The organism is Nonomuraea sp. NPDC050691 (genome assembly GCF_040654455.1).
GTDB lineage: Bacteria > Actinomycetota > Actinomycetes > Streptosporangiales > Streptosporangiaceae > Nonomuraea.
Genome location: NZ_JBFAIA010000007.1, coordinates 1 through 19,114 on the forward strand (window position 1 = coordinate 1; position 19,114 = coordinate 19,114).

Annotated in this window: 23 protein-coding genes; 12 read left to right on the forward strand and 11 right to left on the reverse strand. The window is 71.8% G+C overall.

Annotation, left to right across the window (positions count from 1 at the left end; translation table 11 throughout):
- Window positions 1–126: 126 nt before the first annotated feature.
- From AB0H81_RS04530 to AB0H81_RS04560, 7 genes are all read right to left on the reverse strand, one after another.
- Entirely contained in the window at window positions 127–477 is a 351-nt protein-coding gene (locus tag AB0H81_RS04530) for a hypothetical protein (protein ID WP_358369152.1), read from the reverse strand.
- Window positions 478–524: 47 nt separating this feature from the next.
- Complete coding sequence (locus tag AB0H81_RS04535; RefSeq protein ID WP_358369155.1) at window positions 525–1,145, reverse strand: GntR family transcriptional regulator; 621 nt, start codon at window positions 1,143–1,145, stop codon at window positions 525–527.
- Window positions 1,146–1,155: 10 nt separating this feature from the next.
- A complete protein-coding gene (locus AB0H81_RS04540) occupies window positions 1,156–2,169 on the reverse strand; it encodes an EamA family transporter (protein ID WP_358369158.1) in 1,014 nt (337 codons plus the stop codon).
- Between the two features lie 53 nt (window positions 2,170–2,222).
- On the reverse strand, window positions 2,223–2,600 hold the full coding sequence (locus AB0H81_RS04545; RefSeq protein WP_358369160.1) for a hypothetical protein: 378 nt from the start codon (window positions 2,598–2,600) through the stop codon (window positions 2,223–2,225).
- A 234-nt stretch (window positions 2,601–2,834) separates the two neighbouring features.
- Window positions 2,835–3,326 (reverse strand): GNAT family protein, encoded by a 492-nt coding sequence (locus AB0H81_RS04550; RefSeq protein ID WP_358369163.1) that lies wholly within the window; start codon window positions 3,324–3,326, stop codon window positions 2,835–2,837.
- Between the two features lie 10 nt (window positions 3,327–3,336).
- Window positions 3,337–3,693 carry an MmcQ/YjbR family DNA-binding protein gene (locus tag AB0H81_RS04555; RefSeq protein WP_358369165.1) on the reverse strand — a complete coding sequence of 119 codons (357 nt, stop codon included), beginning with the start codon at window positions 3,691–3,693 and terminating at the stop codon, window positions 3,337–3,339.
- Between the two features lie 50 nt (window positions 3,694–3,743).
- Window positions 3,744–5,222, reverse strand: a complete 1,479-nt coding sequence (locus AB0H81_RS04560) for a prolyl oligopeptidase family serine peptidase (RefSeq protein ID WP_358369168.1) — start codon at window positions 5,220–5,222, stop codon at window positions 3,744–3,746.
- A gap of 80 nt (window positions 5,223–5,302) precedes the next feature.
- On the opposite strand from AB0H81_RS04560, the gene AB0H81_RS04565 reads away from it, so the two are divergent.
- The 3 genes from AB0H81_RS04565 to AB0H81_RS04575 all read left to right on the forward strand — a co-directional run bounded on the left by AB0H81_RS04565 (window position 5,303) and on the right by AB0H81_RS04575 (window position 7,430).
- Window positions 5,303–5,914: a helix-turn-helix domain-containing protein gene (locus AB0H81_RS04565; RefSeq protein ID WP_358369171.1), complete on the forward strand. Its 612-nt coding sequence runs from the start codon at window positions 5,303–5,305 to the stop codon at window positions 5,912–5,914.
- Window positions 5,915–6,000: 86 nt separating this feature from the next.
- Entirely contained in the window at window positions 6,001–7,047 is a 1,047-nt protein-coding gene (locus tag AB0H81_RS04570; protein ID WP_358369172.1) for an ion channel, read from the forward strand.
- Between the two features lie 26 nt (window positions 7,048–7,073).
- Entirely contained in the window at window positions 7,074–7,430 is a 357-nt protein-coding gene (locus AB0H81_RS04575; protein WP_358369175.1) for a VOC family protein, read from the forward strand.
- Here AB0H81_RS04575 and lepB read toward each other — a convergent pair.
- A complete protein-coding gene (gene lepB / locus AB0H81_RS04580; RefSeq protein ID WP_358369178.1) occupies window positions 7,427–7,966 on the reverse strand; it encodes a signal peptidase I in 540 nt (179 codons plus the stop codon). The genes AB0H81_RS04575 and lepB overlap by 4 nt on opposite strands.
- 54 nt (window positions 7,967–8,020) lie before the next feature.
- Between lepB and AB0H81_RS04585 the strand changes: the two genes are divergently transcribed.
- Window positions 8,021–8,593 carry a dienelactone hydrolase family protein gene (locus tag AB0H81_RS04585; protein ID WP_358369180.1) on the forward strand — a complete coding sequence of 191 codons (573 nt, stop codon included), beginning with the start codon at window positions 8,021–8,023 and terminating at the stop codon, window positions 8,591–8,593.
- Between the two features lie 240 nt (window positions 8,594–8,833).
- Window positions 8,834–10,231, forward strand: coding sequence for an LCP family protein (locus AB0H81_RS04590; protein ID WP_358369183.1), 1,398 nt, complete (start codon window positions 8,834–8,836; stop codon window positions 10,229–10,231).
- 16 nt (window positions 10,232–10,247) lie between these two features.
- Here AB0H81_RS04590 and AB0H81_RS04595 read toward each other — a convergent pair whose 3' ends face one another.
- Window positions 10,248–11,642: a hypothetical protein gene (locus AB0H81_RS04595; protein ID WP_358369186.1), complete on the reverse strand. Its 1,395-nt coding sequence runs from the start codon at window positions 11,640–11,642 to the stop codon at window positions 10,248–10,250.
- Window positions 11,643–11,826: 184 nt separating this feature from the next.
- On the opposite strand from AB0H81_RS04595, the gene AB0H81_RS04600 reads away from it, so the two are divergent.
- Window positions 11,827–12,273 carry a hypothetical protein gene (locus AB0H81_RS04600; protein WP_358369189.1) on the forward strand — a complete coding sequence of 149 codons (447 nt, stop codon included), beginning with the start codon at window positions 11,827–11,829 and terminating at the stop codon, window positions 12,271–12,273.
- Window positions 12,274–12,297: 24 nt separating this feature from the next.
- On the forward strand, window positions 12,298–12,855 hold the full coding sequence (locus tag AB0H81_RS04605; RefSeq protein ID WP_358369190.1) for a hypothetical protein: 558 nt from the start codon (window positions 12,298–12,300) through the stop codon (window positions 12,853–12,855).
- Between the two features lie 137 nt (window positions 12,856–12,992).
- Here AB0H81_RS04605 and AB0H81_RS04610 read toward each other — a convergent pair whose 3' ends face one another.
- Complete coding sequence (locus AB0H81_RS04610) at window positions 12,993–13,370, reverse strand: nuclear transport factor 2 family protein (protein ID WP_358369192.1); 378 nt, start codon at window positions 13,368–13,370, stop codon at window positions 12,993–12,995.
- Window positions 13,371–13,428: 58 nt separating this feature from the next.
- Here AB0H81_RS04610 and AB0H81_RS04615 point away from each other — a divergent pair, with 58 nt between their 5' ends.
- On the forward strand, window positions 13,429–14,415 hold the full coding sequence (locus AB0H81_RS04615) for an RNA polymerase subunit sigma-70 (RefSeq protein WP_358369194.1): 987 nt from the start codon (window positions 13,429–13,431) through the stop codon (window positions 14,413–14,415).
- 24 nt (window positions 14,416–14,439) lie between these two features.
- Entirely contained in the window at window positions 14,440–15,387 is a 948-nt protein-coding gene (locus AB0H81_RS04620) for a DUF5829 family protein (RefSeq protein WP_358369197.1), read from the forward strand.
- Between the two features lie 74 nt (window positions 15,388–15,461).
- Here the strand turns inward: AB0H81_RS04620 and AB0H81_RS04625 are convergent, their stop codons facing one another.
- Window positions 15,462–15,611, reverse strand: a complete 150-nt coding sequence (locus AB0H81_RS04625) for a hypothetical protein (RefSeq protein ID WP_358369200.1) — start codon at window positions 15,609–15,611, stop codon at window positions 15,462–15,464.
- A gap of 152 nt (window positions 15,612–15,763) precedes the next feature.
- Here AB0H81_RS04625 and AB0H81_RS04630 point away from each other — a divergent pair, with 152 nt between their 5' ends.
- The 3 genes from AB0H81_RS04630 to AB0H81_RS04640 all read left to right on the forward strand — a co-directional run bounded on the left by AB0H81_RS04630 (window position 15,764) and on the right by AB0H81_RS04640 (window position 19,058).
- Entirely contained in the window at window positions 15,764–16,606 is an 843-nt protein-coding gene (locus AB0H81_RS04630) for a phosphotransferase (RefSeq protein ID WP_358369201.1), read from the forward strand.
- A gap of 287 nt (window positions 16,607–16,893) precedes the next feature.
- The gene (locus tag AB0H81_RS04635) at window positions 16,894–18,090 is read left to right on the forward strand and encodes a metallophosphoesterase (protein ID WP_358369205.1); all 1,197 of its coding nucleotides are present in this window, start codon (window positions 16,894–16,896) and stop codon (window positions 18,088–18,090) included.
- A complete protein-coding gene (locus tag AB0H81_RS04640; RefSeq protein WP_358369207.1) occupies window positions 18,078–19,058 on the forward strand; it encodes a hypothetical protein in 981 nt (326 codons plus the stop codon). Before AB0H81_RS04635 ends, AB0H81_RS04640 begins: the two co-directional genes overlap by 13 nt.
- Window positions 19,059–19,114 lie beyond the last annotated feature (56 nt).

The following is a 19,114-nucleotide window of genomic DNA, read 5'->3' on the forward strand; positions in this document are numbered from 1 at the left end:
GCTCCCACTCGGCATTCGTCAGATCACCACGACCCATACGCCAAGAGTGGCAAGCCAGACAGAGGCCGTCAGCAGATCTAAGAAACAGCTCCTAGTCGTCCTCGGGAATCCGTGTTCGTGAGACCGCTAGTCGTATTCGAGGTCGGGCAGCATGGACGGCGGGTCGGGGCTGCGCCAGACGACCACGGCGCCGTCCCGCGCCGACTCGGCGGCGAGCTGGAGCCGGTCCAGGTCGAAGTCCGGCAGGTAGCGCAGGCGGGCGAGGAACGTCGAGTCGGTGGCCGACCTCGGCACCACGCAGCCCTCACCGTCGCGGTCGAGCAGGATGTAGAGGACCTCGGAGTCCGTCTCGGCGGCGACGCGCACCTCGACGACGTCCTCCCAGGCGAGGGCCTCGACGCTTCCGTCGGCGTAGTGACGGGTCACGCCCTCTTCCGTGACATACACGTAGGAGTCCGGCATCGGGTTGCCGTGCATGGCCGCGATTCTCGCGAGTCGGAGGGGCGTACCGCAAGGGCTGGCGCTCAGCCGCCCCATGTGTGCCCGAGGTGGGCCGCCACCGCGGCCCGCACCGCCTCCACCGGGCCGTCCGCGATCGCGTCCAGCAGCTCCCGGTGCTCGCGCACCAGCACCTCTCTGTCCTCGTACACCTCGCGCAGCCGGACCAGCCCGAGCCGGGTCTCCGCCGCGAGCGTTCCGTACAGGCGGTCGAGGCGCGGGCTGCCCACGGCCGTGATCAGCGCCTGGTGCAGCGCCATGTGCTCGGCCACGGTGTCGGCCCACGGCGCCTCGGGGGGCAGCGCGTCCATCCGGGCCAGGGCCGCGTCGGCCTCGGCCACCCGCCGCCCGGTCATGGCCTGGGCCATGAGATCCTCCAGCGGCCGGCGCACGTACATGAGGTCGTCGAGGTCGTCGAGGGTCACCTCGGGGACGTACGCGCTGCGGTTGCGCTCGCGCCGCAGCAGGCCCTCGTGGACGAGCGCGGCCAGCGCCTCGCGCACCGTGGGCCTGGCCACGCCGTACTTGGCGGCGATCTCCTGCTCGGGCAGCGGGGTGCCCGGCGCGATCTCGCCGGACAGCACCCGGCGGCGCAGCTCACCGGCCAGGGCGCCGACGGCCGAGACGGGTCTGAGGGGCAGGCTCACGGGTCAGACTCTAACCTCCTTTCCGCCCGTTCCCCGACCTGCCGGACACGCTTCCGGGCACTCTCCCGGACGCGACTGGCTCAGGCACGACGGGGTCGCCCGGCGTGGACGGGACCTCGCCGGTGACCGGGTCGCCCGCCGTGGACGGGAGCTCGGGCCCGCTCGGCCGGGGGCGCCGGTCGGGCACGGCCACGACGACCAGGCTGATCGCCAGCAGGGCGAGTCCCGCCCACGACACCGGAGCCAGCCGCTCGCCCAGCACGACGAGCCCGAGCAGGGCGGCGACCGCGGGCTCGGCCAGCGCCAGCGTGGAGGCCGTGGCCACCGGCGTGGTGCGCAGCCCCCTGCCGTACAGGAAATAGGACAGCGCCGTGGAGGCCAGCCCGAGATAGAGGACGGCGAGCCCGGCCATCGGCTCGGCCAGCCACCCCGCGCCGCGCCAGAGCAGCACCGGCAGCATGATCACGGCCGCGCCGCCGAACAGCACGCCCATCACCCCGTCGGACGGCGCCCCCCTGGAGATGGCGCGGGCGGCGGAGACCGCGTAGAAGGCGTAGATCAGGCCGCCCAGCAGCGCGAGCAGCACCCCGGACACCATCTGCCCGCCCCGGCCGCCGGCCTCCTCGCCGCCGCCCACGATGAGGGCGGCGCATCCGGCGATGGCGGCGGCGGTCGCGAGCGCCCAGCGTCCGCTCGGCCGCTCGCGGTGCAGCGCCCACGACAGCAGCCCCGTGAACACCGGCCCGCTGCCGATCGCCACCACCGTGCCGACCGCCACGCCCGTCCGGCCGACCGCCGCGAAGAAGCAGAGCTGGTACGCGGCCACCGCGGCGGCGGCGAGCAGCGTGCCCGGGCTCACCGCCCGGCGTATCTCCTTGCCGGCGACGAGCGCGAGGACGGCGCCGCCGATGACCAGGCGGGCGGCGGCCAGGGCGACCGAGTCGGCGGAGACGAGCAGGCCCGCGGTGCCGGCCGTGCCCCACAGCACGGCGGCGCCCACGACGGCCAGAGGTCCTGTCTTCATAGCCGTCATTGTCTGACAATCAGACAATGACGTCCAGTTGGATCATCCTGCTGTCACACCAGCTCCTCCAGGAGCTGATCGATGAGGCGTGCGGCGGAGGAGACCAGCTCGGCCGCGTAGTCGTCGAGAAGGGCGATGCCGTCGCGGATGCCGGAAGTCGTGCGGGACGGCAGGTCGAGCAGCGCCTCCCCCTCGGCCGAGGCGGCGCCGTCCACCTGGAACGCCCCGCCGGAGGCGACGATGGAGACGGCGAAGCTCACCTCACGGCCGTCGGGCAGCGTGAACACGGTGCCCGCGCGGGCGCCGGCCGGGGGGAAGAAGTAGGAGAAGGGCTCGCTGCGGACGAAGGGGTGACGTAACTCGGCGAGACTCGCCGCCGCCCGGCTCATGGCCGCCAGCAGACCGGCGGCCGCCAGGCTCTCGCTGTCCACCCCTCCGAGGGTAGATCACCCCCACGACCACCCGCCAGCCACCTCCCCCGACGCCCCCGCACGACCACCGCCAGCCACCTCCGAGGCCCCCATCGCGCGGGTCAGGACAAGACCGGAAGCCGCGGCGAGACGGGGCGTCACGGCGAGACCGGGGGTCACGGGGAGACCGGGAGGGGCACCGTGAGAGGAGGCGAGGGAGAGCAGCGACCGGGAAGAGTCGGGGCGGCCGGCGGGTCAGTCGGTGGCCAGGCGGACGTGGCGTTCGACGTCGTAGCGGACCCCGTCATAGACGAGCTTCCCGCGCTCGATCCCCTCGGCGAGGAAGCCCGCCTTGGTGGCGACCCGGCACGAGGCCGGATTGTCGACGCGATGCCCCAGCTCCAGCCGGAAGAGCCCGCGTTCCTGGAACGCCCACCGGGCCACTTCCTCGACCGCGGCCGGGGCGACACCGCGGCCGCGCGCCTCGCGTACCGTCCAGTAGGAGACCCAGCCGTTGGCGTGGGCGTCGACGCGGGCCACCGCCACGTTGCCGACGACGCGGCCCCCGAGCGTCACCGCGAACGCGTGCCCCACCCCGTCCCACGAGGCGATCCACCCGAGCGCGTCCTGCAGCGTGACGACCGGCCAGGGAGCCTGCCGGGACAGGTCGGAATCCTGGAAGGCGGCCAGCACGGCCGGGGCGTCATCCTCGCGCCACTCGCGCAGCCGGATGTTCGTTGTCAGCATTAATGCCAGATTATCCCCCGATGTGGTGGGCGGTTTCGAAGGCCGTCACCAGGGTCTTGGGGGCGGTCAGGCACCACGCCTCGGCCACCAGCTCGAACAGCTCGTCGTAGTCGATGCGGTCGAGCCGGATCACCACCCACCCGAAACGCCCGGCGGTGAACTGCGGCTCGAACACCTCGGGCCGCTCGGCCACGAGCGCGATCTGCTCCTCGACGGTGGCCTTGACGCCGACGGTCTCGGTCTCCTCCCACAGGTAGCCGAACCCCTTGCCGCGCACCTTGAAGCTGACCCAGGTCGCCATGCGCTCCATACGCACCTCGGGCAGCTTCTCCACCAGATCGAGGAACTCTTCGACACTCACACCCATGACCCCTGTGTAGCAGCAGCCACCGACACAACGTCATCCACCCCGGAAGATCACATTCCGGGCAGCAGCAGCCCCCAGTACAGCCCCCACGGCACGAGCACCAGTCCCCCGGCCAGCAGCGCGGCCAGCCGCACCCGCTCGCCCACCGCGACACCCGCGCGCCCCCGCCACCACGCCAGCCCGGTGACGGCGGTGGCCACCACGCAGGCCACCGCCAGCGCCTGGAGCGCCAGCCACACCACCGGCCGCCCCCCCAGGAGCGGTCCCGGGCTGGCCAGCTTGCCGCCCTTCATCACCACGTACGTGACATAGCCGAACGACCCGAGCACCACGGTCAGCCCGCCCGCGCTGAGCAGCCGCGCCGCGGCGCTCACCGGCCGCCGTGAGACGACAGCGCCGGCGCCGGCAGGGGCGAAGCGTCCGCGCACCCGCCGCACCAGGGCCGCCAGCGGGTACGCGGCGAACCCGGCGAGCATCACCACCAGCGCTCCGAGCTGCACGTCGGCCGCCTCCCACCAGTCCACCGGCTCCACCGGAAGGGTCGGGGACGCCTGCACCGGCTCCGGCCCGGACGTGCCGCTCGCGGGCGGGCGGCCGGAGGTCACGTCCGTCACCCAGGAGCCGACGAGGTCCGCGTAGCCGGGGGCCAGCTCGGGCAGCCGGGTGACGCCGCGGTCGGGGGTGCGGTGGGCGGCGTGGTCGGCGTCCGCGAAGTAGCGGACCGTGAGGTGCTCGTTGCCGCCGCGCCGCAGCGCCTCGGCGAAGCCCGCGCTGCTCTCCCGGGCGGGCGTCAGCAGGTCGTGGACACCCCAGACGGCGAGCACCGGCTGGCGGACGGCGCCGATGGTCGGAGCGGGGTCGTAGTACGGCTCGGGGAACAGCTCGCCGTCGGCCAGCACCCGGTACAGGTCGGGCTCCGTGCGGTCCACCAGCCGTCCCGAGACCCCGGCGGCCCGCAGGCCGGCGTGCACGGCCCACGCCTGCTGGACCAGCGGCTGCTGGCTGTTGGCGCCGACGAGCACGACGAACGCGACGTCGCGTGACCGGGCGGCGGCCATCGGCGCCACCCAGCCGCCCTCGCTGAGCCCCCAGACGCCCACCTTCGCCGGGTCGACCCCCGGCTGCTCGCGCAGCGTCGCCACGGCTCCCAGCGCGTCGCCCGCGAGTTGCGCGTACGAGCGCTGGAAGAGGGAGTAACCGACGGACCGCTTGTCGTAGACCAGCACCGACAGCCCTCTGCGGGCGAACTCGACGGCCTCGCCCATGAGCTTGGTTCGGGGCGTCCCCGTGCCGGCTCCGTGGATCAGTACGATCCCGGGGCGGGCGCCCCCGCCTCGGGCGGGCGACAGGACGGTCCCGTGCATGACGAGCCCTCCGTCGCCGCGGAAGGTCACCTCGGCCGCCTTCAGATCACCGGGTACGGCGGGCACGGGTTCGTCGTCTCGTACGGCCGCCGCCGCCCACGCCCCGGGCGCGGCGAGCAGGCACCACAGAAGGGCGGAAAGTCCCGCCACCAGCATGCGTCTCATGTCTGCCGACAATACTTTGCAGAGATATCTCGGCAAACAGTTCTCGGCAGAAATCCCTCTGCAGTACTAGACTCCTCCTCATGACGGATGAGGCCGCGCCCCCGGAGTCCTTCCTGCTCGACGACCCGGCCCGGCTCAAGGCCCTGGCCCACCCGATGCGCCGCCTCATGCTCCGCCACCTGGGCGTCCACGGCCCGGCCACCTCCACCACACTCGGCGAGCTGCTCGGCGCGAAGACCGGCACCACCAGCTACCACCTGCGCCAGTTGGAGAAGTACGGCTTCATCGAGGAGATACCGGAGCGCTCGACCGGCAGGGAGCGCTGGTGGCGCAAGGCCCCGGCACCGCGCGACATGCGCCTGCCCACGCCCGACCGGCTGGCTCCGGAGGACCGCCCGATCCTGGCCGAGTTCCACCGCCTCGGCCTGGAGGAGGATCTGCGGCTCCTGGAGGGGTTGCCTCGGGCGTACGAACGCGACCCGGAGCACGTGAAGGCGTCACGTGGGCTCGGCTGGATGACGGACGAGGAGTTCGAGGCGTTCTTCGAGGCGTACATGGAGCTCCTGCTCAGGCACACCCACTCCCGGGACGAGGCCCCACCCGGCGCCCGCCCCATGTACCTGCGCCTCTACGCCTTCCCCGCCACACCCCCGGCGGACCCGGACGACTCCGAGGAGTCCGCGCACGCCTGATGCTCCTGCGCCACCAGGGGCTGCTTTGTGGGGTTTGTCCAGTTATGGTGACCGCAGAACAGCGGGCGACAGGCGGGAGGACAAGCGTGCCCATCTTCCTCGCCCGTCTGCTGGCCCGGCTCGCCCTCCTCCACACCTGGTGGACCCCGGTCCTCGTCTTCACGCTGGTGTTCCTGACGAGCTGGCCGCTGATGACGCTCGCGGAGCCGGCCGGCAGCGAGATCGTGGCGCCGGGCAACTACTGGTGGTACTTCGTCGTCACCGCCTCGACCGTGGGCTACGGCGACCTGTACCCGGAGACCGCCGCCGGGCACGTCGTGGGCGCGTACGTCATCGCGGGCGGCATCGCGACGCTGACGACCGTCTTCACCAGGTTCGCGTCGGCCCTGGAACGGGCCAAGGGACGAAGGATGCGAGGTGCCGTCACCGTGGACATGTCCGGTCACATCGTGCTGCTCGGCTACACGCCCGGCCGTACCGAGCAGATGGTGGACGAGCTGGCCGCCGACGGCTCGTGCCGCATCGTGCTCTGCTCGTGGGACGAGGTCCAGACGCATCCGATGCCGGAGCGCGAGGTGACGTTCGTGCGCGGCGACCTGACCGACGACAAGGTGCTGCTGCGCGCCGGCGTCCACCGGGCGCACAGCGTGCTCGTCGACGCCCGTGACGACAACGAGGCGCTGGCGGTCGCGATCACCGCCGACCACGTGGCCCACGGGGCGCACCTCGTCGTGGCCCTGCGCGACGTCTCACGGGTCCGCCAGCTCCGGTACGTCCGGGACACGCTGCGCTGCGTCCAGTGGCACAGCCCGTACATGATCACCGAGGAGCTGCGCGACCCGGGCATCGCCGAGGTGTACACCCAACTCATGACCCACGGCGACGCCGAGACCTACTCGGTGCGGCTGCCCGAGTCGCTGGGACCGGTGCTGGTGGACCGCTGCCAGCTCTCGCTCGGCCGCCGCTGCGGCGCCACGCTGCTCGCCGCCCGCACCGGCGACGAGCTGCTCGTGAACCCCGACTGGCGGACCGAGCTGCCGGCGGGCTCCGTGCTCTACTACGTCGCCTCCCGCCGCCTCACACCCGACGAGCTGGCCACCGCCCTCCGCTCGGAGGGATCCACGGTATCTTGACATCAAGATACCGAGAGGAAGACGGGATGCTCCACCACGTCCAGCTCGCCTGCCCGCCCGGGAGCGAGCAGGCCCTTCGCGACTTCTACCAGGGCGTCCTCGGCCTGGCCGAGATCCCCAAGCCCCCGGCCCTGGCGGCACGCGGCGGCTGCTGGTTCCGCGGACACGGCATCGAGCTGCACCTGGGCGTCGAGACCGACTTCCGCCCGGCCCGCAAGGCCCACCCCGGCCTGCTCGTCTCCGGCCTGGACGAGTGGGCCGGCCGCCTCCGCGAGGCCGGCTACCCGGTCACGTTCGACGACGACTTCCCCGGCATGCGCCGCTTCTACAGCGAGGACCCGCACGGCAACCGCCTGGAGTTCCTGGAACCGGTCGGCGCCTAGGATTTCCGCGGATCCTCGACCACCCCGACGACGTCCGAGACGCTGATCGTCCCGCCGCCGGGGGCGTCCTGATGAATGCGGGAGTCCCGGGCGGAATGCCGGTTGTCGCTCATGATCCAGATCCTGTCCCGCGGCACCTGCACGTCGAAGTCCAGGGCGGAAGCCGGGAGTTCCGCTATGTACGGCTCGTCCAGCGCCTTGCCGTCCAGCTCCAGCCGGTCGTGGTCGTCGCAGCACTTCACCGTGCTGCCCGGTACGCCGATGACCCGTGAGACATACTGGGCGTCCCGATCGGGAGGATCTTCGGACCAGCCCTCCGGCTGGCGGTAGACGATGATGTCGCCGACGCGCGGGACGTACCCGTCGCCGACCCGCCGCACCGACATGTGGGCGCCGTTTTTGATCGTCGGCTCCATGGCCTCGCTGTACATCGTGTAGCTGGTCCTGCCGAAGATCCCGAGGTCCACGGACGCGCAACCGGCGACCGGTATCAGGAGCAGGACCAGGGACAGGGCGGATAAGCGTGGACGGATCATCAGGACATTGTGCGGTACAGGAGTGACAGAGGCGCCCCTTCTAAACTGGGGCCCATGGCACGGATCCTGCTCCTGCACTCGCAGTACGGCCTGCGGCCCGCCGTCCATGAGGCCGCCGAGCGGCTGCGCGCGGCCGGCCACGAGGTGCGCGTCCCCGACCTGTACGACGGACGCGTCGTCGGCACGCCCGAGGACGCCATCGCGATCAAGGAGGAGCTCGGCCGGGACGAGCTGCTGAAGCGGGCCGTCGCCACGGCGGCTCCCCTGTCCGGGCAGGGCGTGGTCTACGCGGGGTTCTCCCTCGGCGGCGCGCTCGCGCAGAACCTCGCCCTGGCCGACGAGAACGCCCGGGGTCTGCTGCTGATGCACGGCACGTCCGACCTGCCCGAAGGGGCGTACCTGGACGACCTGCCCGTCCAGCTCCACGTCGCCGACCCCGACACGTACGAGCCGGTCGACTGGCAGAACGCGTGGTACCTGCTGATGCGCCGGGCCGGGGCGGACGTGGAGGTGTTCCGGTACCCGGGCGTGGGTCACCTGTTCACGGACCCGGGCCTGCCCGACCACGACCGCGAGTCCGCCGAGCGCGCCTGGTCGGCAGCGCTCGCCTTCCTCGCGGACCTCTGACCAGACTCGCGCACCTCTGACCAGACAGGCGCACCTCTGAGCCGACCGAAGAAGCTCGACCACCTGTCCGGCGCCCGTCCGCTTTGCTACCGTGTTCGCGATCTTCATGCTGTGCGGATAAACGGGGCATCTATGGGTATGCGAGGCGTTCGCCGCACACCGGCCGTCGCGGCCGGCACTCCCCGGCGGGGAGCCGCGCGCCCCCATTGGGGCTACTGGGCCGCCAGTGCCCTGGCTGCCGTGCTCGTCGTGGCCCTCCTGGGCGGCTACGCGTACTACCGCAACCTCGAAAGCGGGCTGAAGCGCGAAAGCGTCGTGCCCGCCCTCGGCAACCAGCGGCCTCCCGAGACGGGCGCGCTGAACGTGCTCCTGCTCGGGTCGGACTCGCGTGACGGCAACAACCAGAAGTACGGGGCCACCTCGCATGGCCTGGGCGAACGCAGCGACACGCTCATGCTGCTGCACATGTCGCCGGACCGGGACAAGGTGACCCTGGTCAGCTTCCCGCGCGACCTCATGGTGGTCATCCCGTCCTGCACGAGCAGGAACGGCACCCCTCTGGCATCGGGGCTGCGGCAGATCAACTCCGCCTTCAACGACGGCGGCGTGGTGTGCGCGATGCGGACCGTCGAGTCGCTCACCAAACTGCGGCTGGATCACTTCGTCAAGGTGGACTTCACAGGCTTCAAAGGCATCATCGACGCGCTCCAGGGCATCTCGATCTGCCTGCCCAAGGCCGTCAACGACCCCAAGGCGAAGCTGGTGCTGTCCGCCGGGAAGCACGTGGTCAACGGCGAGCAGGCGCTCGGCTACGTGCGGGCCCGCTACTCGATGGGCGACGGCAGTGACCTGTCCCGCATCAAACGCCAGCAGATCTTCCTCACGCAGGTGATGAAGAAGGTCACCGACGGCGGCATGCTCACCGACCCCGGCCGGCTGAACGCCTTCCTCCAGGCCGCCATCGCCGCCGTCACCGTGGACGACGAGTTGTCGCTGACCCGCATGCTGGAGATCGCCCGCAGCGTGAAGGGCATGTCGGCCGGGCAGCTGAAGGGGATCACGGTCCCGGTCCAGGCGTACGTCGCCGACAAGAACCGCGTCCAGCTCGCCCAGCCCGCGGCCGACGACTTCTTCGAGCGGCTGCGCAGCGACGTCGAGGTCAGCCAGCCCGCCACCTCGCCGGGTCCGTCGGCCTCCGCCGCCCCGCAGGCCGAGATCCCCCGCGACAAGGTCCGCGTCCAGGTGCTCAACGGATCCGGCAAGGGCGGGCTGGCCAAGAAGGCCGCCGACGAACTGGCCGCCCAGGGGTTCGTGGTGACCGAGACCGGCAACGCCCCGGAGACGGCCGTCACCTCGATCCGCTACGCCAAACGCCAGCAGGAGGGCGCCGCCTACGCCGACGTGGTCGCGGCCCGGCTCAGCAAGGACAAGCGCACCCCCGTCGCGGGCAAGGTGAAGCCCGCCACCACGGAACGGTTCCAGACCTCGACGCCGGCCGCCACGCCGACCGGCAAGGCGTCGGGACCGATCGTCCAGCTCGTGATCGGCGCGGACTGGCCGGGAGTGCGCGTGGCCTCGGTGATCCCCGACTCACTGAAGGACAAGACGGTGGACGCCTCCACCAATCCCTGCCAGTAGTCACCGCTCCGCCCGGTCACGGCCGCTCTCCCCTCCAGAGCTTCCCCGTCGCCAGGTCGACGTTGTAGACGCGGTCGCTCGGCGAACCGCGGACGCGGAAGGCGCCCCGTTCCGACCAGCCGAGGCCGGCGTCCAGGTCGTCGCCGCCCCGGAACGCGGGCCGCACCCGGGACAGCCGCTCTCCGGTCTCCGAGTCGTAGGTCTCGACGCTCCCCTCGTAGACGTGGACGGCCACGAGGCGACGTCCGTCCGGGCGCAGGTGGTACGTGTCGTCGGAGGAGTCCTGGACGCGGGCGAGGGGAAGGCTGATCCGCTTCTGTCCCCGGTGGTCCAGCACGAGCAGTTCGGAGGCTGTCGTGACGACGACGCCGCGGAGGTTGAGGTCATGGACCTTCCGGGCGCCGGGGATCGACACCGTGGTCCAGGTCGTCGTGTCGGTGACCTGGGCGTCGTCCTTGGCCAGGGCGACGTACCTGCTCTGCCCGGCGAACGTGGGCGTGGGCACGGCGGTGTCGGCGAGGCGGCCGGTGAGGGGGTGGACGCCCGCGGCGTCCTGGTGCACCATGCGGCGGCTCAGCCTGTCCAGGTACACGACGGCGTTCTTGTCGGGGCTGCGCGTGAACGGCGCCCGCCGGGGCGCTCCGTTCCTGCCGACGACGTACGGAGCGGCCTGCGGGAACGGTTGCCCGTTCACCGACCACCACCGGCAGGGATCGTCGATCTCGTCGAACCACGGGCAGGTGGGCCCTTTGTACCCGTCGAATTTCGTGATCGCGGCAGGTTCCGGGGAGGAAGTCGCCGGCAACGAGTATTCGGGGAGTTCACTCCGCGGCGATTGCCAGGGAGCGAGAAACGCGCCGGACAACACGATCGCGCTTCCCGCGAGATAGCGGTTACGCGCCGACCAGCGGCCGATGGCGGGTTCGGCCCGGCCGGCGTCGTCCGCCGGCTCGGACGCGGGTATGACGCTTGATCTCCGGGAAGCGTACGACACGGCTGCCGCCACGAGAATCAGGACGGCGGCATGGACGTAACGCGCCGGAGTGGGACCCTGGGATATCAGCAGAAAGCCGCTCGCCGCGACGGCGCCGGTCAGAGCGAGCAGCCAGGCCGCCCGGTAGGCTGCCGCGTCGTCGTTGACCTGGGACGTCCCCGCCGGTCGCCGTGAACCGCGCAGGACGTCGACCGCGCACCAGCCCACGACCAGGTAGAACACGTCCTGGGTGAGGCCGGCCAGGGGAACCGCGGCGACGACGGCCGCCAGCCGCCACCGACGTGAACCGGTGAAATGGGAGACGACCTGTCCGGCGTTCGTCTCCGTGACGGAAAGGCCGGTCATGGCGGCGAATCGGGTGAGCCGTTCCCGCGTCACCGGCACGGCGGCCGCCAGCACAGCGAGAACTGCCGCCACCCAAGACATCATCTGGCCTGTCGTCACAAACTGCCACCATATATGGTCCTATATCGTGAGTTCGGATGAAATATGGGGGCAATTTGGTGTCGTCGGCTGGCCGCACCAGCGGAGGCGACTACGCAGGGCGGTGGCCGTTTTTCTGGCATTCGTTCTCGTCGCGCCAGCTTTATCGACATCCGGCGTGATATCCCCACAAATCCGGTGGAGTCTCGACGACTTCTTCCTCAGCGCGCAGGTGGACGAGAATGGCGTCCTGTCCACTCCGCTGTCCATCGAGCTTGAGAACGAAGGATTCCTCCCCTTCACCGTGACCGGCCTGTCCGCCGAAGTGCCGGGCCTGCGCCTGCTGCCCGCCGGCGACACGCCGGACGAGCCCGACGCCGTCACCGTGAACGGGGGCGACCTGCAGGTGTGGACGAGACGGGTCGTCATCACCGACTGCGCGGCGGTGCCGCGCGAGCCCCAGCCGGTGCGCTTCACGTACACGACCTGGATGGGCCCGGGTTCGTCGGAGGTGATCTGGAAGTCGGGGCAGCTGACGGTGGACGGCAGGAGCGTCCCGATCGCCTGGCAGCGCGGACTCGCCGGCAAGGTCTGCAACGACGCCATGAGCCCGGACCTGTTCTGACCCACCCTCGGAAGGTTGTCCCGCATGCGCCCCGTCGCCGAGATCGCCACCGGCTTCGTCATCACGTTCGGCAGCTTCAAGGTCAACGGCTTCGACCTGCTGGTCGATCCCGCCGGGTGGGGTCTGTGCGTGGCCGGTCTGTCCCAGCTGCGGCGCGCCGCCGGCGACCCGTTCGACCGGGCCGAGTCCGCCGCCGTCGCCATGGTCTGCGTCTCGCTCGCCGCCGTGGTCACATCCCTCATGGGATCCGTTCCGGAGTTCGTCGGGGACGTGGTCGGCCTCACGTGCACGGCCGGCGCCCTGATCGCCGTCTGGGGGATCGCCGACGCCGTCATCCGTCGGGTCCGTCCCGCCGGCGAGACCTCCAGGGCCGCCCTCCTCGACGTGCTGCGCTGGGCCGTGACCGGCATGGGCGCGCTCGGGGCACTGGCCGTCCACGGGTACGCCGGGCTGGGGGCCGTCGCAGGGGTCGCCTGCCTGACGGCCACCGTGATTCTGATCGTCGTGCTCTACCGATCGGCCGGACTGCCATGCCTGGCCGCGACCGAGTCCGGGCAGCCGAACGCCGCCGAGCCCGCCTGACCGGGCGACGGGCCGTGGACCTCGTTCTTCACGCCGGCGGTGGCCGTCCTGACCGTGGACCCGGCGCACCACGGCCTCGGCTGCCCCCTCGCCCGGACGCCGCCCGGACCCGATGCCGAGCCCGGGCGGCGGTCGCCTCACCGCCGGGCCTGCTCCTGGCGGCGGCTGAACTCCGCGAACGGGGTCCGGTCGAAGATGAACCTGTTGTAGACGATCTTCCCGTCGCGGACCGTGACGCACTCGGCGGCCGGCGCGCTCCTGGCCGGGATCGTCTCGGCGTCGTACATGATCAGGGCCGTGTCGTCGTCTCCGAACGCGGCGATCATCTCCGCCCTGATGAGCAGCTGCTCGGCGAACGGCCCCAGGAACTCCCGGTACGCCCGGACTCCCGTGAGCCGCCCCGCCGGGGCGTCGCACACGACGTCGTCGGCGATGTAGCTCATCGCCAGGTCGAGGTCCTTGCCGGTCCACGCGCGGTGGTGGGCCAACGCGATCTGCAATGCTGAGTCGCTCATGATGTCTCCTTCCGGTGTCGCCTGTTACGACACCGGAAGCGCGCGGAACGGAACGGTCGTGGCGGAAATCGCGTTCGAGGCGCAGGTCGCGGCGTACCGGCGGGAGCTGCTGCTGCACTGCTACCGCCTCCTGGGGTCGCTGACCGACGCCGAGGACGTCCTGCAGGAGACGCTCCTGGCGGCCTGGCGCGGCCTGGACGGCTTCGAGGGCCGGGCGTCGTTGCGGTCGTGGCTGTACCGCATCGCCACCAACCGCTGCCTCAACGCGCTGCGCGACCGCGGCCGCCGCGTCCCGCCGGAGCCGAAGCCGCCGTTCCAGCCGCCGCCGCCGAGCCGCCACGGCGACGTGCCGTGGCTGCAGCCGTACCCCGACACGCTGCTCGTGCCCGACGCGGAACCCGGCCCCGAGGCGCGCTACACGGCGCGGGAAGCGGTCGAGCTGGCGTTCGTCGCCGCGCTCCAGCGGCTCCCGCCGCGCCAGGCCGCCGTCCTGGTGCTCTGCGACGTGCTCGGCTACCCGCTCGGCGAGGCCGCGCCGATGCTCGGCGCCACGCCGACCGCCGTCAAGGGGCTGCTGCAACGGGCCCGCGCCTCGCTCGTACGGCACCGCGCCGAAAGCTCGGGCGGCGGGCAGCACGCCGACGCCCCCGAACCGGAATCCGCGCAGGAGCGCGACCTGGTCCGCCGCTTCGCCGACGCCTTCACCGCCGACGACATCGACACGCTGGTCACCCTGCTCACCGACGACGCGTGGCTGGCCATGCCTCCCGCGCCGCATGAGTACCACGGCGTGGCGGCGATCGCCTCGTTCCTGCGGGCGAGCGCGGCGTGGAGCGCGGGCCGCCGCCCGCTGCTGGACCCCACGCGGGCCAACGGGCAGCCCGCCTTCACCTGCCGCCTCGCCGGTGAACCCGCGGGGGTGATCGTGCTCACCCTTGCCGGCGATCGGGTGCGGGGCATCACCCGGTTCCTCATCCTCGACGACGGGTTCCTGCGCCGTTTCGATCGCGATGTTAGGAGATTGTCAAATCCCCAGTGGAATTGATCTTACCGGCCTAAGATCGCGCACATGCTGATAAACCGAACCTTACGGACGATCACCGTCCTCACCGCGGCCTTCACCGTCGCGCTGACCGGGGCGGTCGCCGGAGGCGCGAGCGCTTCGGTGGCCGACGAGACCCAGCCGTCGACCGACCGTCAGCTGCTCTTCTACAACCACGCCTACAGCGTCGTGGACAAGGAGACCGCCGACGCGGTCGAGAACTCCGAGTACCTGAAGAAGTTCGCCAACTTCGAGGTGCGCACCACGACCGGCGGCGGGTTCTCCTGGAAGGGGCGCTACCTGAAGGGCCGGGAGACCTACATCGAGCTGTTCAGCGAGGGCGACCTGCCCGGCCAGGACGCCGAGTTCGGCTCCGCCGGCCTGGCGGTCTCGGCCGAGCGCGCCGGCGACCTCGCCACGGTCACCGAGCGGCTGAAGGCATCCGGGATCACCCCGGTCCCGTACCGCCAGACGCGTGACTTCGGCGACGGCGTCAAGGTGCCGTGGTTCGACACCATCCGCACCTTCAGCGACCAGTACGAGGCGTTCGACCCCTGGGCGATGGAGTACCTGCCGGAGTACTTCGCCGACCCGCGCAGCAACACCGAGCCGGAGAGCTTCCCCGGTGACGTCGGCCGCGAGCGCTACCTTCCCGACGACTACCGCGACCGCCTGATGCGCGACATCACCGCCATCCGCATCGGCGTCCCCGCCCGCGACCTCGCCACCATGGTTCCGCTGCTGCGTACCGGCGGATTCACCGTCAAGTCCCTCGCGAACGGCGGCGTCGTCGCGACGGGCGGTGGCACCCGGATCCAGCTCGACTCCGTCGCGCGCGAGCAGGCCGGCCTGAAGCAGGTCGACTTCGTGCTCAACAAGTCCGTGGCGTACATGACCGAGGAGCGGATCGGCCGCTCGACCCTCGCCGTCGGCCCCGGCGCCCGCGCCGTGTGGACCTTCGACCCGCGCCCGTAAGGACGCACTCGCAGACTTGCACCTCGAACCGGACGACGCCGGTCGCCTGGCCGCCGTCGTCCGGTTCTCGCGCGTCACGGCAGGATCTCGGCGGCTTCGACCTCGTGCAGGTGGATCAGCACGTCGAAGGACTTGCCGAGGGCCACCTCCGTCGCCTGGTCCGTGCCGGCGGTGGTCATGGCGACGCCGAGGGCCAGGACGCCGGCCCGGATCTTCGTGTTCACAGCGCTGTTCCGATACGTGAGGGGATCTCTGTTGACGGTTCAGAGCCTTCTGGACCGCGCTGTCAGCGCACTCGCTGTCCGCTGAAACAGCGGTCCGCGAGAATGTCAGTGCCAGGATCGTCAGCGTCACCACGACCAGGAGCAGCCGACGGATGAATGCCCGTGTGCCCGCCGACCTGCTGGCGATAGCCGACGCGCTCGTGCCGGGGGCCTCCCTCGACGCGGCGCGGTTCGTCCGGGGCGGGATCCACGACGTCGTCCTGCTTCCCGGTGTCGCGGCCGTGCGCGTCAGCCGGCGCCCGTCCGGAGCCGAGGCCCTGCCGCGCCGTACCGAACTGCTGCGTCTGATCGCCGCCGCCGGGCTTCCCTTCGCCGTTCCCGAGCCGCTGACCCCGGTGACCAGGTTCGAGGAGCGGGCGGCCGTCGCCGTGTCGTGGATCGACGGCTCCGGGCTCCCCGAGGGCGTGGGCGATCCCGCGCGGACCGGCGCGCTGCTCAGGGCTCTACGGGAGTTCCCCGTCACTCCGGAGCTGCGCGCCCTGCTGCCCGCACCGCGCGAGCACGACGGCCGCGACAACTGGGCGACGATCCTGGCCGAGGAGGTCGTCCCGCGGCTCCCCGAGAGGTGGCGCGGCGAGGGCCGGCGGCGCCTGGACGAGGCGATGGCCCTGGAGCCGGCCCCCGACACGCTCGTCCACGGCGATCTCGTCGGGAACAACGTCCACTGGGGCGATGACGGCAGGCTGGTCGGCGTCCTCGACTGGGACCGGGCCCACCTGTTCGATCCCGCGATCGACGCCGCCTTCATGGCGTGGCACGGCTGGGACAACCTCCGCCGGGCCGTCGATCGCGAGACCTACCGGCGCGCCCGCGTCTGGGAGCGGACCTTCGGCGTGGACCACCTGGTGGCGGTCCTCGAACTCGGCGGCAAGCCGCTGAGGTATGTCGACAGCTACGTCGAGCACATCGTGGCCTGGCTGGAGCGGAACGCCTGACGGCCGCCGCTCACACGGTCAGGCTCCAGGAAGCGCCCGCGGGTGCCGCCGATCGTGCCCGCGACGGGTGGCGTCACGGCGGCAATTCGCGGAACGGCACGTGTTGGCCGACGCGCCGGTCAGGCATGACTCCGGCTGACCTGCCCGCGCGCCGCCCCGCCATTCACTGAATGCTGTCAGCCCGTCCGACACCGCCATTGACTGCGTGCGGGCGGCGGGTAACTCTCCGATCACCGTGGGGCCCACGGAGACATCCACCCGAACCCCACTCGAGAGGAACACCGTCCGTGATCCTGCACCATGAACGCCGCCGGATAGTGTCCGGTACGGCGGGCCTGGCGATGCTGGCCGCGCTCGGCGCGGCACCGGCCCAGGCCCAGGCATCCCCCTCCCACCCCGTCCAGGCCCAGGCGGCCCCGGCTCCGATGGCGGCGCAGGTGCCGGCGGCCGCCGCGGCAGTGCCGCAGCTCGCCGAGAGCGGCGCCGGCACGGCCGCCGTCACCGTGTCCGGATCCGCCGCCGGCGCCGCGCCCCGCGAGGTGTGCGGTCCCGACGCCGAATGGCTGCGCCTGCGCTTCACCCGGCTGGACCTGCGCGGCAAGGACAGCCTGACCGTCACCGGCTCGGCGGGCGGCGCCTTCCGCTTCACCGGGGACGCCTGGCGGGACAGGGTCTTCACCACCCGGGCCCTGCGTGGCGACTGCGTCACCGTGCGCCCGCACTTCAGCGACCCGTCCAGCGCGTACGCCGTCGACGGCTACCAGGCCGGCACGCGGCCCCTGGAGGCGGCCGAGGTCGTGGTGGCCGGAGCGGGAGACATCTGCGGCAGCGCCTGCGCCGACACCGCGAAGCTCATCACCGGCGCCATCAAACCGGCCGCCGTGTTCACCACCGGCGACAACGCCTACGAGAGCGGCAAACTCAGCGAGTACAACGGCCCCTACAAGCAGACCTGGGGCGCCTTCTTCGACAAGACCTATCCCACGCCGGGCAACCACGAGTACAGGACCTCCGGCGCCTCGGGATACTTCGACTACTTCGGCGCCCGCGCCGGCACGCGCGGCAAGGGCTACTACAGCTGGGACATCGGCGACTGGCACTTCGTCGCCCTCAACAGCAACATCTCCATGAGCGCCGGGTCGGACCAGGAGAAGTGGCTGCGCCAGGACCTCGCCGCCAACACCAAGCCGTGCACGGCCGCCTACCTGCACCACCCGCTCTACAACGTCGGCGAGCACGGCGCGGCCACGAACACCAGGCCGCTGTGGAAGGCCCTCTACGACAACAAGGCCGACCTGATGCTGGCCGGCCACGACCACAACTACAGCGCTGGGCCCTCCAGGACCACCAGGGCAACGCCGACCCGAACGGCATCAGGGAGATCCTCGTCGGCACGGGCGGCCGCAGCTTCTACTCGCTCAGCTCCAGCAACCCCGCCAACCTCCAGGCCAAGAACGCCAACACGCACGGCGTGCTCAAGCTGACCCTGTCCAGCACCGGCTACCGGTTCGACTTCGTGCCGATCGCCGGCCGCACGTTCACCGACAGCGGCACGGCCACCTGCCACAAGGCGGGCTCGACGGCGCCGGACTTCGCGATGAGCGCCCAGCCCTCCTCGCTGAGCGTCGCCCCCGGCGCCTCGGCCACCTCCACCGTGCGGGTGGCGAGCCAGAACGGCTTCGCCGGCACGACCCGGCTCACCGTCTCGGGCCAGCCCTCGGGCGTCACCGCGACGATCTCCCCGGCCTCGGTGACGGTCGGCTCCGGCGGGACGGCCGACGCCACGCTCACCGTGTCGGCGGCCGCCGACACGCCGACCGGCACCCACGCCCTGACCGTGACCGGCACGTCCGGCTCGCTCACCAGGACGGCGGCCGTCCAGCTCGCCGTCGGCGGCGGGGGCGGCACGACCGTCTTCTCCGACGACTTCGAGTCCGACCGGGGCTGGACCGTGAACCCCGCGGGCGGCGACACCGCCACCGCCGGCCGGTGGGAGCGCGGTGACCCCGAGCAGACCGAGGAGTCGGGCGTCAAGCAGCTCGGCAGCACGGTCAGCGGCGTCAACGCGCTGGTCACCGGCCGGCTGGCCGGGTCCGGCCCGGGTGCGAACGACGTGGACGGCGGCGTCACGAGCGTCCGCTCCCCGGCGATCACGTTGCCGTCCGGCCCGTCCACGCTGAAGCTGTCGCACACGTTCGCGCACCGCGACAACTCCGGCCCCGACGACTACCTGCGCGTCAAGGTGGCCGGATCCACCTCGACGACCACCGTGCTGGAGCGGACCGGCGCCGCCGCCACCGACCTTGACGGCGCCTGGAAGACGCTCACCGCCGACCTGTCCGCCTTCGCCGGGCAGAGCGTCCGGATCCTCGTCGAGGCGACGGACGCCGGAACGGCGAGCCTGGTCGAGGCCGCGATCGACGACGTGCAGATCACCTCGTCCGGCGCGTGAGCCGGCCTCCACACCTGCTGACCTTCCGACTGGCGCGCGGGGTCCCGGGCGGCGGC

Coding starts and splice junctions, on each gene's coding strand:
- AB0H81_RS04605 (WP_358369190.1), top strand. CDS start 12,298: ATGCGCCCCGTCGCCGAGATCGCCACCGGCTTCGTCATCACGTTCGGC.
- AB0H81_RS04555 (WP_358369165.1), bottom strand. CDS start 3,693: ATGGGTGTGAGTGTCGAAGAGTTCCTCGATCTGGTGGAGAAGCTGCCC.
- AB0H81_RS04565 (WP_358369171.1), top strand. CDS start 5,303: ATGACGGATGAGGCCGCGCCCCCGGAGTCCTTCCTGCTCGACGACCCG.
- AB0H81_RS04575 (WP_358369175.1), top strand. CDS start 7,074: ATGCTCCACCACGTCCAGCTCGCCTGCCCGCCCGGGAGCGAGCAGGCC.
- AB0H81_RS04550 (WP_358369163.1), bottom strand. CDS start 3,326: ATGCTGACAACGAACATCCGGCTGCGCGAGTGGCGCGAGGATGACGCC.
- AB0H81_RS04610 (WP_358369192.1), bottom strand. CDS start 13,370: ATGAGCGACTCAGCATTGCAGATCGCGTTGGCCCACCACCGCGCGTGG.
- AB0H81_RS04585 (WP_358369180.1), top strand. CDS start 8,021: ATGGCACGGATCCTGCTCCTGCACTCGCAGTACGGCCTGCGGCCCGCC.
- AB0H81_RS04630 (WP_358369201.1), top strand. CDS start 15,764: ATGAATGCCCGTGTGCCCGCCGACCTGCTGGCGATAGCCGACGCGCTC.
- AB0H81_RS04530 (WP_358369152.1), bottom strand. CDS start 477: ATGCACGGCAACCCGATGCCGGACTCCTACGTGTATGTCACGGAAGAG.
- AB0H81_RS04540 (WP_358369158.1), bottom strand. CDS start 2,169: ATGAAGACAGGACCTCTGGCCGTCGTGGGCGCCGCCGTGCTGTGGGGC.
- AB0H81_RS04620 (WP_358369197.1), top strand. CDS start 14,440: ATGCTGATAAACCGAACCTTACGGACGATCACCGTCCTCACCGCGGCC.
- AB0H81_RS04560 (WP_358369168.1), bottom strand. CDS start 5,222: ATGAGACGCATGCTGGTGGCGGGACTTTCCGCCCTTCTGTGGTGCCTG.
- lepB (WP_358369178.1), bottom strand. CDS start 7,966: ATGATCCGTCCACGCTTATCCGCCCTGTCCCTGGTCCTGCTCCTGATA.